General features: G+C 37.6%; 10 protein-coding genes. 4 read left to right on the top strand and 6 right to left on the bottom strand.

What is annotated here, in order from left to right:
• Positions 1-95: 95 nt before the first annotated feature.
• Positions 96-458 carry a rhodanese-like domain-containing protein gene (locus SAGCYANO_RS13985; protein ID WP_202220632.1) on the top strand — a complete coding sequence of 121 codons (363 nt, stop codon included), beginning with the start codon at positions 96-98 and terminating at the stop codon, positions 456-458.
• A 443-nt stretch (positions 459-901) separates the two neighbouring features.
• Positions 902-2,002, top strand: coding sequence for a heat-inducible transcriptional repressor HrcA (gene hrcA / locus SAGCYANO_RS13990; RefSeq protein WP_375339927.1), 1,101 nt, complete (start codon positions 902-904; stop codon positions 2,000-2,002).
• Between the two features lie 691 nt (positions 2,003-2,693).
• Here hrcA and SAGCYANO_RS13995 read toward each other — a convergent pair.
• From SAGCYANO_RS13995 to SAGCYANO_RS44725, 4 genes are all read right to left on the bottom strand, one after another.
• Complete coding sequence (locus tag SAGCYANO_RS13995; protein WP_202220634.1) at positions 2,694-5,351, bottom strand: CHAT domain-containing protein; 2,658 nt, start codon at positions 5,349-5,351, stop codon at positions 2,694-2,696.
• 1,061 nt (positions 5,352-6,412) lie between these two features.
• Positions 6,413-7,465 carry a ShlB/FhaC/HecB family hemolysin secretion/activation protein gene (locus SAGCYANO_RS44715; RefSeq protein WP_237396152.1) on the bottom strand — a complete coding sequence of 351 codons (1,053 nt, stop codon included), beginning with the start codon at positions 7,463-7,465 and terminating at the stop codon, positions 6,413-6,415.
• The gene (locus tag SAGCYANO_RS44720; RefSeq protein WP_237396153.1) at positions 7,446-7,706 is read right to left on the bottom strand and encodes a hypothetical protein; all 261 of its coding nucleotides are present in this window, start codon (positions 7,704-7,706) and stop codon (positions 7,446-7,448) included. Before SAGCYANO_RS44720 ends, SAGCYANO_RS44715 begins: the two co-directional genes overlap by 20 nt.
• Positions 7,687-8,130 carry a POTRA domain-containing protein gene (locus SAGCYANO_RS44725; RefSeq protein WP_237396154.1) on the bottom strand — a complete coding sequence of 148 codons (444 nt, stop codon included), beginning with the start codon at positions 8,128-8,130 and terminating at the stop codon, positions 7,687-7,689. The genes SAGCYANO_RS44720 and SAGCYANO_RS44725 overlap by 20 nt, the downstream gene beginning before the upstream one ends.
• A 225-nt stretch (positions 8,131-8,355) precedes the next feature.
• Between SAGCYANO_RS44725 and SAGCYANO_RS14005 the strand changes: the two genes are divergently transcribed.
• Positions 8,356-8,502, top strand: a complete 147-nt coding sequence (locus SAGCYANO_RS14005; RefSeq protein WP_202220635.1) for a hypothetical protein — start codon at positions 8,356-8,358, stop codon at positions 8,500-8,502.
• 1,054 nt (positions 8,503-9,556) lie between these two features.
• Here SAGCYANO_RS14005 and SAGCYANO_RS14015 read toward each other — a convergent pair.
• Complete coding sequence (locus SAGCYANO_RS14015; protein ID WP_202220637.1) at positions 9,557-13,531, bottom strand: filamentous hemagglutinin N-terminal domain-containing protein; 3,975 nt, start codon at positions 13,529-13,531, stop codon at positions 9,557-9,559.
• Positions 13,532-13,726: 195 nt separating this feature from the next.
• Between SAGCYANO_RS14015 and SAGCYANO_RS14020 the strand changes: the two genes are divergently transcribed.
• Entirely contained in the window at positions 13,727-14,068 is a 342-nt protein-coding gene (locus SAGCYANO_RS14020; RefSeq protein WP_202220638.1) for a hypothetical protein, read from the top strand.
• Positions 14,069-14,727: 659 nt separating this feature from the next.
• Here the strand turns inward: SAGCYANO_RS14020 and SAGCYANO_RS14025 are convergent.
• Complete coding sequence (locus SAGCYANO_RS14025) at positions 14,728-17,700, bottom strand: filamentous hemagglutinin N-terminal domain-containing protein (RefSeq protein ID WP_202220639.1); 2,973 nt, start codon at positions 17,698-17,700, stop codon at positions 14,728-14,730.
• Positions 17,701-18,145 lie beyond the last annotated feature (445 nt).

An 18,145-nucleotide genomic window follows, 5' to 3' on the forward strand; every position in this document is an offset into this window, starting at 1 on the left:
AAAAATGATATATTTGTGGACTAAAATTATAGTAATGTTGAAAAGCCTTCTATAACTCGACCGTTAATACAAAGTCATTAACTCCACTCTTTCAAATGTCACAACAATCTTCCAAAGCACCTGTACTAGATATTACTGTCGAAGAACTAGCAGAGCGCTTAAAAGATGGTATTCCTGAAAATTTACAATTAGTTGATGTTCGGGAAGATCCAGAAGTAGAAATAGCTTCTATTAAAGGTTTTAAAGTTTTATCTTTAAGTAAATTTTCTGAATGGTCAGACCAAATTAATGTCCATTTAGACAATGAGAAAGAAACTTTAGTTTTGTGCCATCATGGCATACGTTCAGCCCAAATGTGTCAATGGCTGAAGAGTCAGGGTTTTACAAATGTAAAAAATATTGTTGGTGGTATTGATGCCTACTCAATCGTAGTAGATCGAAGTATACCTCGCTATTAGTTCAGAATTCGGAACTTTCAGCATGGGGTAAAATTAACAGTCTGGGGGTTTGATTTTCCCATATCCCCCACAAAGCTATACTTCCCAAACTAACTCCCCCAATATGATGAAGTATTTTAGATTTAAATAGCACTCAGTACTCAGCATTAGGACTTTTTTAGACGTTGAGGAGGAGATGAGCAACCCCTCCTCAACTAGAAGGCGCTTGGGGTTGCCAGGGTATAAAGCCAAGGTCAATATGACTATATTTATGTACAACGTTTATTATACCTAGTTAAATCGATACAGTTCATCTTGCTATCTACAAATCAAGATAAATATGAGTAGATAATAACGAAGTATAAGTTATATAAAGAAAAATAAATTTGGTGTTATGATGAACTAATATCATATTTTTTGCTATCTGGTAGTTCACCTAATACACTCTCTCTACGTCCATGTCACTGCAAGTTAATCTTAGCAACCGTCATCAACATATATTATGGGCAACAGTTCGTCATTATATTGCAACGGCAGAACCAGTTGGCTCCAAATCTTTAGCAGAAGAGTACAATCTCAGTGTTAGTCCAGCGACAATTCGTAATGGGATGAGCTTTCTGGAAAAAATAGGACTTTTATATCAACCTTATACTTCTGCTGGAAGAATTCCTTCGGACTCAGGCTACCGAATATATGTTGACCAATTGATGAAACCCTCAGAAAATCTGGCTTTTGAAGTTGAAGAGCTTTTACAAAAACAATTGAATTTGCCAGAAAGTCGTCTGGAGGCCCTACTTCAAGGCTCGGCCCAAATTTTGGCTACTCTAAGTGGTTATATTACCTTAGTTACAATGCCCCAAGCTGCCACCGCTAAGTTACGACATCTACAACTGGTACAGGTGGAAGCAGAAAAAATCATGTTAATTGTGGTGACAAATACCTATGAAACTCAGTCTCTGGTGATGGACTTGAGAGCTGTAAATCAGAAAAAACATGGGAAAAATTTACCAGATAATTCTGTACTGCCTGACCCAGAAGATATTGATAGAGAATTACAAATATTATCAAATTTTTTGAATGGCCAACTACGAGGACAAGCAATAGGGGAATTATCTTCATTAGATTGGACGGAGCTAGACCGGGAGTTTGACAAGTATGCTAAGTCAATCAAAAATCTGCTGGAAAGTTTAGCTCTCCGTTGTCAGACACCAGAGTATACTAGGATTCTGATTAGTGGTATAGCAGAAGTATTGCGTTTACCAGAATTCTCTAAACTGCAACAGGTTCAAACTATTATTCAACTATTAGAAGAAGAACAGGAGCAGTTGTGGCCTTTAATATTTGAAGCTCCCAGTAAAGATAAGCAGGTGACTGTAAGAATAGGTTCGGAAAATCCTCTAGAACCCATCCAAGGTTGTGCCCTGATTTCTGCAACTTATGGGAATGGGACAACTCCACTGGGAAGTGTAGGAGTTTTGGGGCCAACTAGAATGGTTTATGAGAATGCGATCGCCATAGTTAAGTCTACAGCAGATTTTCTCTCAGAAGCTATTGGAGGAAGTTAGAATTTAGAATTTAGAATTTAGAATTTAGAATTTAGAATTTAGAATTTAGGAGAAAATAATAGTTGTCATAATTTTGAAAACTATAGCGCTACATAAATATGCTGTTGACATTCTTCTGTTTCTAGAACCTGTGTTCCCTGTTCCCTTACAACCCAGACTTACTAACGTATCATGTCTGGATAATCAGCGATAAAAAAACTTTCTTCTTTCTAGCCTTTTGTTCCCTTCTACCCTCTGCCTTCCTTCTATTCATGTCCGGATAATAGTCCAGTAGGGTGTGTTAGTGGAACAAAGTGGAGCGTAACGCACCATTTTGTTTGAGTTTTGTCACCTTAATGCCTCCTGTCTTATTCTTTCATTCTGACTCCTGATGCCTGACCAATAGGTGCGTTACGCTATCGCTAACAGCACCCTACTGGACTTGACCAATAGGTGCGTTACGCTATCGCTAACAGCACCCTACTAATATCATCTCCGGTTAAACAGTTATAAATAAACTACTCATAATTTCCTACGGAATGCTGCGCAAACAGAATTTAGAATTCAGGAGGGAAGAAAGAAGAAAAGAAAGAGAAAGTTTTTTTATCAATAATTATCCGGACATGACATAACTTCTAACTTCTAACTTCTAACTTTTGACTTCTAACTTTTGACTTCTAACTTCTAACTTTTAACTTTTAACTTTTGACTTCTATAACCAATTTCCTACTAAAACAAAAGTTGACCAAAAGTAAGGATGAACAAATTCAGAATTTACCTCTTCTATTTGAGCGTCTCGTAAAATTTTTCGTTGTGCTCGACGCAAAGCTTCTGCTTTAGTGATTTTTGGGTCAACCAACTGTTCATATAAATTTTTCATCAACACAGCAGTTGCTTCATCACTCACATACCACAGACTAGCAATGGTACTTCTGGCTCCTGCTCTGACTGCAACTCCCGCTAACCCTAATGTTGCTCGATCGTCCCCAGTGGCAGTACGACAAGCACTCAAAACTAATAATTCTACAGGACGCGTTTGTTGAACGCCAGATTTAATCATACTTCGTAACTCTTCAACATTAATCTTATCGTCCCAGGTCAGAATAAATGTATCTTCAACATTAGAACTAAATTCGCCGTGGGTTGCAATGTGAATTACTTGATAAGGAGCATCAGCGACTTCGGTATTAGCTTCATTTTCTGTAAACGACTCATTTAGCAAAATTTCACTAGAAGCTTGAGCTTGAATATCTTCTAACTCTTGTTTTACATTTGGCAGTGGTGGAAAACCTTGACGACTTTCAGTTATTCCCATACCTAGTACTTCTAGTTTATTTCGTGCTAGTGGTTTAGGATCGATTAATTCTAGACTAGGAGCGATCGCCACATTATAGTTATCCATTACATATTCCTTAGTATCATCATTATAAAGACTAGCTAAAGGAATACTTCGCAACCTTCCTTCTAATACAAATACTAAGGTTTTTATTTTATTATCTCGCAATAGCTCTTCAGCAGGATAAATTAGCCATTGATAAATTTCTGCAGCAGGTTCCAAATAGTTTTCAATAAAAATTCGTTTTTGGGGAAATGTGAGAGCTGTTAGCATAGTTTCAATTTTTGAGTCTACTTCCGCTCTTGATATCTTAGTGCTGTAATAAACCAAAGGTTTTTCTGGTATAGCTAATATTACTGCCAAGCGATCGCGCAAAATAATTGTATAGAAAATAGCTGCATTTTTGTCTACGCGGTCTACTTCTACAGGTTGAGCATCTAAACAAGCATTACGAAAAAAATTATCTAGTTCAGCTAACTGCAAAGCTTCAATTACTTGTCGTGCTTGTTTCAAATTTTTTTGACTAATATCTTGTTTTTCAGGTGTGTCAGGCTGTAAAAGTAACTCTACTAATTCACGATAAATAGGTTCTACACTATCCCTAAAATCAAACTTTAATTCTGAACTAATAGCAACTATATCACTCCGTAAAGCTTGGAGACTTTTTACTGATTGAGAATAAGCTACTATCGCTTCGTTTTTATTTCCTGTAACTGTTAAAATCCTACCTAATTGCCATTCCCACTGATAAACAATATCAGTTGCATTAATACCTTGAGCCAAAATTAAAGCTTTTTCTGTTAATTCTTTAGCCTCATTCCATTGCTGATTATGTTCATATAAAGTTCCCAAAGTTCCTAAACCATAAGATTCTGCTCTTGCATCTCCTAAGTTTCTTGCTTGTTGTACTGCTGTCACTAAGTAATCAGCAATTTTTGCTGGTGAATATAATGGTTTATTATTACCATTTGCTAAAACTTCTTTTCTGAATTCTATTAAATTCTGAGCCAGATTAATTCTGGCATAAATACCTGGTTGAGAAGCAGATAATTGATTTAATGAATCATCTATATTTGTTACTAATTCTGTAGCAGTTAAATCTTGCTTTTGGTTGATAGCTAGATTTAACTGATTGAGCATTGCTTGAATTTTAATTTCTACTATAGGTGATTCTTCAATAGCTCGTTGATAAAATAAATTAGCAGCTTGGGGATTATCTAAAAGGACAGCTGTATTACCTAAGCTAATCCATATTATGGCAATTTCTTCTGTTGCTTGTAAATTTTCTGCTATTACTAAACTAGACTCTAAAGCTTTTTGAGATTCTGATAGTTGACCTATTCCTCGAAGTACATCACCCAAACTTTGTAATGCTTTTGCTTTAATTATTGTATCTGGTTGTTCCTCCAGGTTTTGTTTAGCTCTTGTTAACTGTTTAAATGCTTGAGAATATAAACCCAAAGCTTGTAAAGCTTGAGCTTGATTAATTCCACTACGAGTAAACCCTAAAGAATCACCAATTTTTTCATAAATTTGACTGGCTTCTTTCCAAGTATCTAAAGCTACTTCTGCTTGACCAATAGATAATTTTAATTGACCTTTTACTTCTAGGACACTAGCTGTAATTTTTTTTGGTTTTTGAGTATTTGATATTGATTTAATTAAATTTAAACAATTATTCAAGGCTGCTTCAGCATTTTGCCATTTTCCTAGTTTGAGATAAACTAAGCCTAAATTTCTTATGGTTCTTATCTGACTATAATTATCTCCTTGAGTGGCATAATTATTAATAGCTGCTTCTAACAGAGGTATACTTGCAGAAAAATCTCCTTTTTCAAAAAGTTTTTGTGCTTTTAGTTCTAAATTACTAGCTGATGTGGTCGGTGCTTGAGTTAGTACATTCTCATTGATTTTACTTTTTTGAACTAGATTATTATTCAGGTAAACTGCCTGAACTTGCTTTACTTGAATACCTACTATTAAGGCAGAAGGCAGAAGGCAGAAGGCAGAAGAAAGAAGAAATATTTTAAGCATATATTTACTACAGAATAGTTCAACAATTAATAATTAAAATTAATAATTAAAATTAATAATTAACAATTACCCTTCCTTTAAAAGAGGAGGCTTTCAACCACAATTTTTCGGTAAAGCATAAAATTTTGTATTTTTTGACAAATAGTATTATCTTGTATCATGTCCGGATAATTAGTTATAAAAAAACTTTCTCCTTCAACTCCAGTTGTTCTTCTTTCTTCCCCTCCACGGTCGGGGTTAGGGGTGGGTTGACTCCTGACTCCTGACTTCCCCTCCACGGTCGGGGTTAGGGGTGGGTTGACTCCTGACTCCTCCGTAGTTATTTATTTATCACTGTCTAACCGGACATAATATTAATGTTTGATAAAATTATACCATGTATGAAAAAATAATTTTACAAATAAACTTGCTAGTAAATAACTAATAATCCGGCGTTGCACAGTGACGAATGATTTGAAATTTTTGATGAAAAGGATTTTGGATTTGAGAATTACTAGAATTATTAATTAATGGTTTTTTAGTCAAAATCGAACACCTATTTTTTGCAGTATCATTCGATAATGTGCAACCCCAATAATCCACCTAAAACTAATCCACCTAAAATCTAAAACCTACCACCTACCACCTAATATCATGTCCGGTTGAATACTTATAAATAAACGACGGAGGAGTCAGGAGTCAGTAGGGGCGATTCGCGTTTGCGGAGCATGACCTTAGGAAATCGCCCGTACAGGAGTCAGGAGGGAAGAAAGAAGAAGAAAGAAGCAATAAGAAAGAATAAAGAGTAGGAAAAGGAGAAAGAATAAAGAGTAGGAAAAGGAGAAAGTTTTTTTATCACTAATTATCCGGACATGATATAACACCTAAAAAGTTATTTGTAGCAAACATTTATCAATTTAGTATAAGACACAAAGTGGCCGATCGTTGACTATCCCCATGCAATTGATTCTGTCTCCAGTATAGCTGTCTCCTGACTCCTTCTTCAAAACAGAATACAATCAATTATCTAATATAATTTTTTTTATAGCTTAAAAAATCGGAAATATTTGATTAATAAATGATTAGAAAGCTCTGTATCTCAGATAAAAGTATATACCATCCTCCTGCAATGAATCTCCATTTGTTTCTATATCTACAAAAGGTATTCCCCAATCTAATTGGGCCGAAAAACGAGTTCCTACTTGAATTCTTAAACCCACACCTACAGAAGATAGAGTTTCCTCTACCAGCTCAACATCATTACTATTCCAAACAGTACCAAAATCAACAAAAGGAGTTACTTGTAAAACAGCATCCCACTCTCGTACCCGCAGAATAGGAAACCTAAATTCACTAGAAATAAACAAACCATTATCACCAATTAAAGCATCTTGACGATATCCTCTCACACTTAATCCACCTCCCAAGCTAAACTGTTCTTGGGCAAATAAACTGCTAGGTGTTAATTGAATATCTGACCTAATTAAAAAAACTGTATCTGGTGCAAATAAACGTAAATATTGTGCTTGTCCCCGCCAAGAAAAATATCTCTCATCTGGAATTTCCTCATTAAAAGAATCTAAATTATTAGCATTAATATCGCTAACATCAAAATCATTTATTCCTAGAGAAAATTCTGACCGTGCCACAAACACATCATTAGTACTCCTAGAAGTATATTCCTGAAAAAAACGAACTGAAGAAATGCTCACCTCCCCATCACTTATATCAGGAAAAGGCTCGCCATTAAGAGTAGTTTTTGATTCATCTACAGAACCCGTAAAACCCAGAGCAATTTCTTTACTAAGAGTTTGATAAATAGGTTGGCGAAAACTTATCTCATAAGTACGAGAATTTGTTTCGATATCTATTTCATCAGCATCTTCATCAACATCAAAAAATTCTTCAAGAATTTCACTACTGGTGCGACGATGACGTAAACTAATAGTTCCATTTTTAGAATTAATGGGGATAGTATAACTAAAGTCATCAAGAGTATTGCTACCATCTGTATTGTAATAAGTCGCATTCAGGCGATCGCCAAACCCAGTCAAATTACTATGAGAAAGTTGAACTTGGCGACGAACAGTACCCACACTAGGAGAACGTAAATTATCAGCAGAAAGTTGAGCCAAAAAAAGCAGGTGCTTCTTCCACCTCAACCTCTAACCTACTCAAACCTGGACGAGAACCTGCCGTTAAATTAGCAGATAATCTCTCAACTAAGGGGTCAAGCTGAAGTAACTGCAAAGATTGAAATAAATCATCTTGATTTAAAGGCGTTTTAATACCAGATTCAATTCGACTGCGAATATACCCAGAATTAAGTCTTTTTAACCCCGAAATTTCAATTGCTTCAACTATCCCTTCTATCACTTCTATTGTAACTGTACCATCTTGCAAAGTTTGTGGGGGGAATAAATGCCCCAGAAGTAACATATCCTCGATCAAAATATAGCTGAGTTACTGCTGTTTGTGCTTCTAGTAATTCCGCAAAAGAAATAGGACGACCTGTAAAAGGTTCCAGAATTTCCGCCAATTCTGTAGAACTAAAAACTGTACTACCAACAACTACAAATTGGGTAACAGTAATTTTACCTGGAATTTGCAGAGGAGGTGACTGGGGAGATGGAGATGGTACTGGTGGAGGTTGGAGCAAATCATTTGGTGGAGGTAATGGTTCTCCTTCCGGTATGGGTTGAGGGTTAGGGTTAACTGGCCTAGGAGTTGTTTGAGCAGTGGCAGGTTCAGAAGTAGAAAAATAAGATAAAGAAATAAGAATTATTATCCAGACAATCATAACTTTTTTTTGAAATTGAGGTCCTGCCTGAGCAAATAATAAAATATGGTCATCGAAATAATAAAATTTTTTTTATAGTGTCCTTTCATGGCTTAGTGTTAAACCCAACATAAAATACCCAAAATAATTTTATAAGGGTGTGGAATGTCTCATCTATCACTGGGCTATTTTATCCATAGTTTTACTTCTTTTTTTTCTATTTCCTAATATTCAAAGGAGAAAATAATGAGAAATTTGTCAACTTGGAGACGGTCGGTCGATAGAAAAAGTAGAGCGTTGCATAAATGCGCTTGGGATTTTAATAGTTTTGTGGAAGTGGAAGTGAAAGTAGAAGTGGAAGTGGAATGGGCATCTTGCCCGTTCCTGATATAGCAATGAGCGGTGGTATATTTACAAATTGCAGGAGAGGCCAAATAGCTAAAGGTTTTACATTATCAGTAATTTATTCTCTCTGTTGCCTGTTGCCTGTTGCCTGCGCACAACGCTATATTTTGGGGCAGGCAGGATGGGACAGGCAGGATGGGACAGGGACAGGTAGGATACCTGCCCCCACTTACCACTTATATTTATCCCGCCCCCTCAGCAATGCAAAAAGTAAAGTATGTGGAGACACAATTTATTATCTATTCAAGCATTTCTGTAAGTTTGGGTCGGGAGATAAGGAGATGGGGAGATCGAGAAATATTTGGTAATGGTTGAAGATGAAACATTTTATAGGGCGAATGCCATTCGCCCCTACATATTCCCTATTATACCATTTTGAAAAAAGAATGTTACGAATTAATTTGCGCCATAAAAAGACTTTCAGATAAAGTCTGTTTCACGAAAAAGGTAATTTTCAACATCAAAAATTGTATTAAATCTATCCCCAAGTGCATTCTAAATTCTAAATTCGCGCATTAAAATAAATACCCTAACTATTTGTAGCAAACATTTATCAATTTGGTATTATACCAATTCTTAAAAGTAATTCTATACTTAGGTAACACTTCAGTTATTAAGTTATTGACACTAACTTGATCATTTTTTTGCTAATTAGAGCCCTATTTAATGTCAACTATTCCTATTTTTATATTATGTCTAGCTAATTAGTTGTTAAAAAACTTATCCTCTTGCTTAAACAGTAAATTTTTATATTTTCCCTACTCCCCTACTCCCCACTCCCCCGCTCCCCTACTATTTTAATAATAAGTATTCAATCGGACATGATATTACTTCTCCCTGTACGGAAGTTGCATGGAACGTCCCTACCCACTCCCCTACTCAAGAAAATGTAGAAAAATTTTTGAGAAATTGTATTACCGAATTATTAATAATTAAATAATTCGCGCCTTGAAGCCTCCCCTTTTAAGGGGAAAAAAGAAATAATATCTCCTTATATTTAATTCCGTAACGGTTAAAACCCGAGGTAATTATCAATTATCCATTATCCATTATCAATTAATGAACTATTCCCTATTCCAGTTCCAAATGCCACAGGAGAAAATAGATAACAACTAGGATGAATTAACTGTAAACCACCTGTATTGACAGCAGCTTCAGTAGTAGTGAGTATAATAGTACCACCTTCAGTCATGGCCCAACCCTGAGCTTGGCGAATTTCTGGCAAGTTCTCGACTTCTGACCGATGGTAGATTACCACAGGTTGTTTATCATCTCTCATCACAGCAGTTGTATACCTGGGTGTTTCTGTTTCCCATTCCACTGTTCCTCTCAATACTGTCAATGGTTTAGTTGGGTCTGGTGGTAGACCCCCTCGACCTGTAATCACAAATGAACTACCTTCTTTTTCAACCTGAGTAGACGCACATATATTTTTGGCCACTAATGACTCAGCATCTATAACTGTTGCAGATAATATGACCATTCCTTGAGTGGGGTCTATTTGAGTATTAAGTTCAACCGTACCATCAATGCCCAAAGTTGAGGTGGCAGTAATTTGACTACTATTATCAAAAAATACCCCTTCTGCGTTGATAGAAATATTACCACCTCGACCCTCTATAGCATTAGCACTAATCTTGTTATTATCTGCTGCAATAATAAATTGTGCATCAATATTAATATCTCCACCTGTGGCAGACTTTGTAGCATTGGTAGTAATTGCACTATTATTTTCTAGGTTAATATTTGAAGCTTGTATAGTAATGTTACCCTGGTCTCCAGCTCTAGTTTCTGCACTCAGAGTACCATTATTGAGTTCAATAGATGGAGCATTAATATTGAGGGAACCCGCCACCCCGCTACCAGAACTACTAACAGTAACGATCGCTCGGTCTTCTACTTTTAAATTCGGTGTATTAATATTGATAGAACCAGCATTGCCATTATTCAGAGTACGAGCAGTAATAGTGCTGGAGTCACCAGAAATTGAATTTACTCCAGATAGAGTAATATTTTCTGTGGCACTGACTGTTAAATTTCCTGCCTTGCCGTCTCCAAAGGTGCTAGCACTGATTTCACCTCCATCCAGAATTGTCAAGCGTTCTGTTTCTATGAATGCGTTGCCTCCATCTCCACTGCCTACTCCTAGAGACAAATTTCTTAAGTCTTCTACACTAGCAAGAATACTACTAGCAAGTCCACCATCTTCAGCACGACCAATGAGTTCAATTTCTGTTGCTCGTACTGTTAAGTCTCCACTACTACCCACACCAGATGTACCTGCTCTGACTTGAGCACCATTTCTTAAGCTCAAGCGTTCGGTGTCAACAGTTAAACTTCCGCCATTGCCTGTAGCTTCATCAAAGACTGAAGTAAACAAGCTACTAGGAAGTTGACCGCTAGGAATAGTACCACTCATGTCAATTTCTGTTGCTCGTACTGTTAAATCTCCACTTTGACCTTGAGCAAATGTTCCAGTACCTATCAACCCTCCACCTTTTAACCGTAAACTTTGGGTATTAATTGCTAAATTTCCACCATTTCCTGTAGCTCCAGGTAAAACAGTTGTCAACAAACCACTAGGAACTTGACCGTTTATACTTTGAACTAGAGATGGTATTTCTGGCAATAAATTTTCACTGGTAGCATTACCTGATAGCTCTACTTCCTTTGCATTGACCGTAATGTTTCCTCCTTGACCAGAACTGAAAACTGCCGCTTGAATTATTGCCCCGTCTCGTAATATCAGACGTTCCGTATCTATCGTTAAATTGCCACCATCCCCCGTAGACCCTAATGCAACTTGACTATTTATACCACTGAGAAACTGACCATCTGGTGAAATACCTACTGCTTCTATTTCAGTAGCATTAACTACAATATTTCCTCCCTTACCTTCACTCGAAGTAGATGCTAAAATTGAGCCTCCATTTGTCAGCATGAGATTTTGAGTATTAATTATTAAATTTCCTCCATCTCCATTCCTAATTATTGCTGCACTCTCATTACTATCAGCAGTAATGGAACTGTTATTTACCTCAATATCGGTAGCATTAATTTCTATATTTCCACCTTTGCCTTCCCCTTCAGTACGGGCGCTAATGGTGGCTCCACCTTCAAGAGTCAGACGGTCTGTTGTAATCAATATTTGGCCACCATCACCACTGCCAACACCGGATGGAGTTATAGGTGATAAGTCTTCAACTGCAGCTTGAATAATGCTAGGTAAGATAAAAAGATCGTTGGCAAAACTACCTTGTAAGTTAATTTCTTTTGCTGTTATAGTTACATCTCCACTATCTCCTACACCAGATGTACCAGCTCTTACTTGTCCTCCGTTTTGTAGAGTTAGAGACTGAGTATCGATAGTAATATTTCCACCTTTACCTGTAGCACCTAATAAAACTGAAGTAAAAAAGCTACTTGGCAGAAAAGCATCTTCAGAAGAACCAATGACTTCTATTTCCCTTGCCTTAACTGCCAGTTCTCCACTATCTCCGACACCAAATGTACCAGTTCCTATTTGCGCTCCGTTGCGTAATACTATGCGTCTGCTATTAACTGTTAATTTGCCACTATTTCCTGTAGCTTCCGGTATAACTAGAGCTAAAATTGCACTGGGAAATTGACCATTTAGAGCTTCTAACAGGAGTTGTTGCTGAGGAACAGTACTTTGAGATACAATAGTACCAGAGGCTTCTATTTCAGTGGCATTTACAGTTAAATTTCCTCCTTGTCCTGCACCAAAAACGTTGGCTGTCAGTTGTCCCCCATTGAAAAGCTTGAGGTTTTGAGTATTAATTGTTAGGTCTCCACTTCTACCTGTTGCTCCTGGTAATACATCTGTAAATATGCCACTGAGATTTTGACCATCTGCTGATATACCCATAACCTCTATTTCATTGGCGTTTACTGTCAGCTCTCCGCTTGTACCTGTGCCAAATGTAGCTGTACTTATCTGTCCTCCACTTGTGAGTATTAAACGTGGAGTATTAGCTGTAATGCTTGCACCACTGCCATTTGCAGCAAATCCTACATCAGCGTCCACAAAGCTATCTGTTACTTCCAATAATTCGGAAGATATCAATGAAATGCTACCTCCTGGTTCATTGCCTAAAGTATTGGCTACAATAGTTGAACCCCCTGTTATGGCCACTTGTCTACCTTGGAGTTGAATATCACCACTACCTTCTCCACTTACATCCACAACAGCACCATTCTTGATTTGTATATTCTCAAAGTTTTCTACTTCTGAATAATTAAGAGTATAATTATTGGTGTTTTCTAATCTGACTAAACTATTATTTCCAACGCTGCCTATTTCTATTCTTCCTTGTTCGGTTGTCAGTTTTCCACTGTCAATAATTACCTCCCTTCCTATTAACCCTAAAGTTTCTCCAGATGGTATTTGTAGACCAACTTCTTCTGCGGTTGATTGACTGACAATATTTCCTTGACACAGCGGACAGGATGCCCGCTCTACAAAAATTTGATTGAAAAATAGAGCTGAAGGTTCTACTGATAATAAGTTACTATTTTGAGGATTAGTAACACTAAATAAACCATTTTCTCCTAACCTAATTTCGTTGGCTGTTGTCGCAATAAATGACCCCCTAATATCTAGACTAGAATTAGGTCCGAATAATATACCATTAGGATTTATTAAAAATAAATTTGCTTCTCCTAATACTCCTAATTTTCCTAATATATTGCTGGCATTATTACCTGTAATTCTTGTTAATATATTTTCAATTCCTGCTGGGTTTGTGAAGTAGACACTTCGATTTTCTCCAACATTAAATTCTTGGAAACTATGAAACAAATTTGAACCTCTAATTGCTCCACCTTCTATCTGTTCTTTGAATCTATCTATAGAATTAACAACTGAATTTTCTGCCCCTAGTGTTTGGTCGGGAATTATTTGAGCATTTCCTGGATTTTGGCAAAATAAACTAGATAAAATTAGCCATATTCCTGATGTTGAACTGGAGAAAATTATTAGAGATTTTAATTTCATAATTGTTATTAAACATTAATATATTATATATTTATATAAAATGCGGTTATATCATGTGCCCCCTACGGGGGAGCTACGCTAACAGACGGGTCAATTATAAATAAAATTTACCGAATAATTAATAATTATTAATTATTAATTAAATAATTCAGGTTTAAAGCCTCTCCTTTAATATCATGTCCGGTAGCATCAGTCTTGTATAGCAAAGGTAAGGAAGAAGGAAGAAGGAAGAAGGAAGAGGGAAGAGGTCCGAAGGCTACCCTCGCAAGAAAAAAACCATTATTTCCTGTAGATATTCACCCTTGGGTTTACACAAACGATATAAACGGACATGATATAAAGGAGAAACAAGCGGTCGTTTTGCTTCGCATAACTAGGTTAACGGCCGTCGCCGACATGGCAAGCGTAGCATTCCGCACCGAAAAGCGCAGCTTCCCGAAGGGTGGGATGGCGAGGTCTCGGAGCCATATCTATGACAAAATCATCCTGCAATTATGCAATGCCAAATATTGTAGGGACGTTGCATGGAACGTCTAAGGGCGAATGCCATTCGCCCCTACTATGGTCTACCGTGCAGGAAAACCGCTGTAATATCAAGTCCGAATAATTAGGGCTTGCTGATTAAATATCAAAGCACTGACAGATATTAGTTTCAGCCTTTTTTGGTCTAAAAAACTGCGCCTGTTTCGGTCGCTCAAGCTCATGCATGGAGAGTATTTTGGGATGATTATGGCAGTTGGGTCTTGGGACAAATATACCCGACTACCCCCTCTATAATTTCCATTTCTCCTGTCTTCCCCTCCCCTCCTGGGAGGGGCTAGGGGTGGGTTGGGAAGGGGAGGGGCGAGGGGTGGGTTGTCTCCAGTATAGCTGTCTCCTACCCCTACCACTCATACTTTATGAGTGCAAACCCTAATTATAGCGCTACACGCTAGGGAATAGGGAACAGCGGTGCGACCCAGTGGGGCGCGACAGACGCAAGCAGTCAGATCCCGCGTCGGCGACAGACAAGGGAATGCTGACCAAGGGAGGGAACAGGGAATAGCAAACTGTAAAAGGGTTTTAGCATTGAAAAATGTCCGCGCCCAATTCTTGTAGTGCTATGGCGATCAAAAACTTTCTTCTTCTCTTCCTTCTTTTTTCATCCTGACTCCTGACTCCTGACTCCTGACTCCTGACTCCTGACTCCTCCGTCGTTATTCTCCTAATACATAACAACCTGGATGAATTAATTGTAGACCACCTGTATTAACAGTGGGAGGATTAGCCGTCAGGATAATATTACCGGATCTATTTATGACCCAACCTTGAGCTTGAAGAATTTCTGGTAATTTTTTACTCTGTTTTCTCTGGTAAACTGATACAGTTTGTTGCTTGATATCTGATGATGTCGTTTTTTTCGCGTCAGTTTCCCAACCTACTACTCCTCTCAATACTGTTAAAGGTTGAGTAGGGTTTGTTGGTAGACCCCCTCGACCTGTAATCACAAAGCTACTGCCTGCTATTCGATCTTGATTTGGTAAACATAGATTTTGTGCTACCACAGACTCCGCATCCACAACTTCAGGAGATAATATCACCACCCCTTGAGTCGGGTCTATTTGAGTGTTTACATTAATTGTACCATCAATTCCCAATGCTGAACTAGCAGTCAAATTGCTACTGTTGTCAAAAAATAACCCCTCACCTGTAATATCAATATTACCACCTTGACCTTCAACAGCATTAGCATTAATTTGGCTACCATCTCTAGCGATAATAAACGTAGTATCAATAGTAATATTACCTCCCGTAGCATTCCCCTCAGCACTGGTAGTAATCGAACTGTTGTTTTCTAAACTAATATTTGAGGAGCTGATCGTAATATTACCTTGGTCTCCAGCTTTAGTTTCTGCCGCCAGAGTACCATTGTTAAGTTCAATTGATGGAGCCTTAATATTCAGGGAACCTGCTACACCTGTACCGAAGCTACTAACAGTAACTATACCCCGGTCTTCCACCCTCAGTAGAGGTGTATTGAGTGTAACTGAACCCGCATCACTTTCATCTCTGGCACGGGAAGCGATCGCGCTTTCTGGACTATCACCGATTTCTATTTCTCTATTATCTCTTTCTCTATTAGCGATCGTCATTCCTCGTTCTTCTCTTTCATTGAAGTTGGAGTTGATGCCAGAGATCAAGATACCTTCTCTAGTATTTATTTCTATTGTACCTGCATTACCACTGCCGAAACTAGAGGTCAGAACTTGACCGCCTGTTGTAAGATTTAAGGTGTTGATATTCAGAGAAATATTACCTCCGTCAAAATCGCTGTTACTTCTTGCTGTAATTAATGCTCCATTATCAATATTCAGATTTGGAGTAGTAATTTCTATACTACCTCCCTCTCTAGTTGCACCTAATTCTGTACTAGCAGTAATAGTGCTAGAATCACCAGAAATAGAACTAAACCCAGAGACAGTAATGTTATTATTGGCTCGAATGGAAATACTTCCTGCTCTGCCATCCCCCTCAGTTCGAGCCTCAATTGTAGCCCCATCTCGGATGGTTAAACTATCAGTCTCAATAGATATTTCTCCACCATTACCACTGGATCTGAATTCCTCTTCACCCCGTACTGTGGCAGATATGGTGCTAGGAAACATACCATCCTCAGAACGGCCAATCACTTCTATTTCGTTAGCCTTAATATTAAGTTCTCCAGCATCACCTGCACCAAGAGTAAAAACGCCTACTGATGCTCCATCTTGTATACTCAAACGCTGAGTTTCAATAGAGAGGTCTCCTCCATCACCAGTTGATTCTGCTTGAACTGTAACACCTAAACCACTACTAAATCCTTCTCCTAGAATACCTATGAGTTCAATTTCCTTTGCTCGTACTATTAAGCTTCCTGCTTTACCTTCCGAAGAAGTTGATGAATCTATTTGAGATCCATCTCGTAAGCTGAGGCGTTGAGTCTCAATAGTTAAAGTCCCTCCTTCTCCTGTTGCTATTTCTCCTGAGTCAGATTCTCGGACACCAGTACCTATAAAATTATTTATTGCTCCATCATTACCTGTGGCTTCAATTTCCACCGATCTAACTGTTAAGTTTCCAGCATTACCTTCACCAAAAGTTTCTGTTGCAATTAAAGAGCCATCCCTGAGAATCAAACGCTGAGTTTCAATATCAATGTTACCCCCACGTCCTGTCACTCCTTCGTTGACATCACTAAAAATATCACTACTAACTACTTCCAAGACTTCCGAAGCATTAATTTCTATATTTCCTCCTGGTTCCGGTCCATTGGTACTTCCTGTAATTCGAGATAATTCTGTAATAGTAATACGTCTGCCTTGAATTGAAATATCACCACCACCCTCATTTCCTTGAGTATCAATAACAGCAGAAGCTATATTGATATCTTGAAAATTATCAACTTCTGAATAATCCAAATCATAACCTTTGTCTGTTGGATTTAACTTGACAACAGAGTTATTCCCTATACTCCCTAGTTCTACCCTTCCTTGTGGGACTACGATTATTCCCCCATCTATTTCTACATTTCCTCCTACTAAAGCTAGGGTTTGCTCCCCTGGCAATTCTAAGCCCACTTCTGTGGATTGATTAATAATTGTTCCTGTTCCTCTAGCTTGAGTCTCCAGTTGATTTGAGAATAACGCTGAGGGTTCTACTGATAATAAATTACTTGTATGAGGTGCTGTGGCACTGAATCGTCCATTTTCTCCCAGTCTAATTTCGTTAGCAGTTGTGGCGATAAATGAACCCCGAATATCTAAACTGGCTTTAGGCCCAAAAAAAATGCCCTGGGGATTCACCAAAAATAAATTTGCCCCGCCATCTACTCCCAATTTGCCTAAAATACTACTGGGGTTGTTACCTGTAATTCTAGTCAGAATATTTTCTATGCCGTTAGGGTTAGCAAAATAAACGCTTTTACCTTCTCTGATATTAAATTCCTTAAAACTATGGAATAAATTTGAGCCACGAATAGCTCCTCCTTCAATTTGGTCTTTCAGTCGATCGATGGAATTAACAACAGAACTTTCTTCACCAAGGGTGTTATCTGGAACTATCTGAGCATTTGCTTGAGTTTTCCAGTTACTGAAAAAATTCCACAAGACAAAAGTTAGTGAGACTACGAAGAGAGAGGAATAGGATTTCACAACTAATTACCAATTTACTTCAGATTTATTATTTTGTAGATCAAACCTATACTATCTAAAATTTTAGTAGATTGGTTCAAAAATTAATAATTAATAATTACCTCTTCTTTTGAAGAAGAGGATTGACTCAAAAAAATATTTTTTCTTTTTTCCCTTTTATCAGGAGAGGTTTTAAACCTTAAATTATTCGGTAAAGCCCTGCATCACCCAGTAATAATATGTCCAACTTATTACACTTTTTACCATTTCTTAATCATAATGCGATCAGGACTTATGCATAAGGTACAAAAAAACTAGGACTTGAGATTACTTTCCGTTCTGGACTGCTCCACAAACCCTGTCTGTTGCTTCGGACGAAAATACGCTATGGTGCTTCATTAATTGATAATTGATAATGGATAATTGATAATTAGGGCTTGCTGATTAAATCTCAAAGTACTGGTAA

Source organism: Okeania sp. KiyG1 (genome assembly GCF_014132355.1).
Lineage (GTDB): Bacteria > Cyanobacteriota > Cyanobacteriia > Cyanobacteriales > Microcoleaceae > Okeania.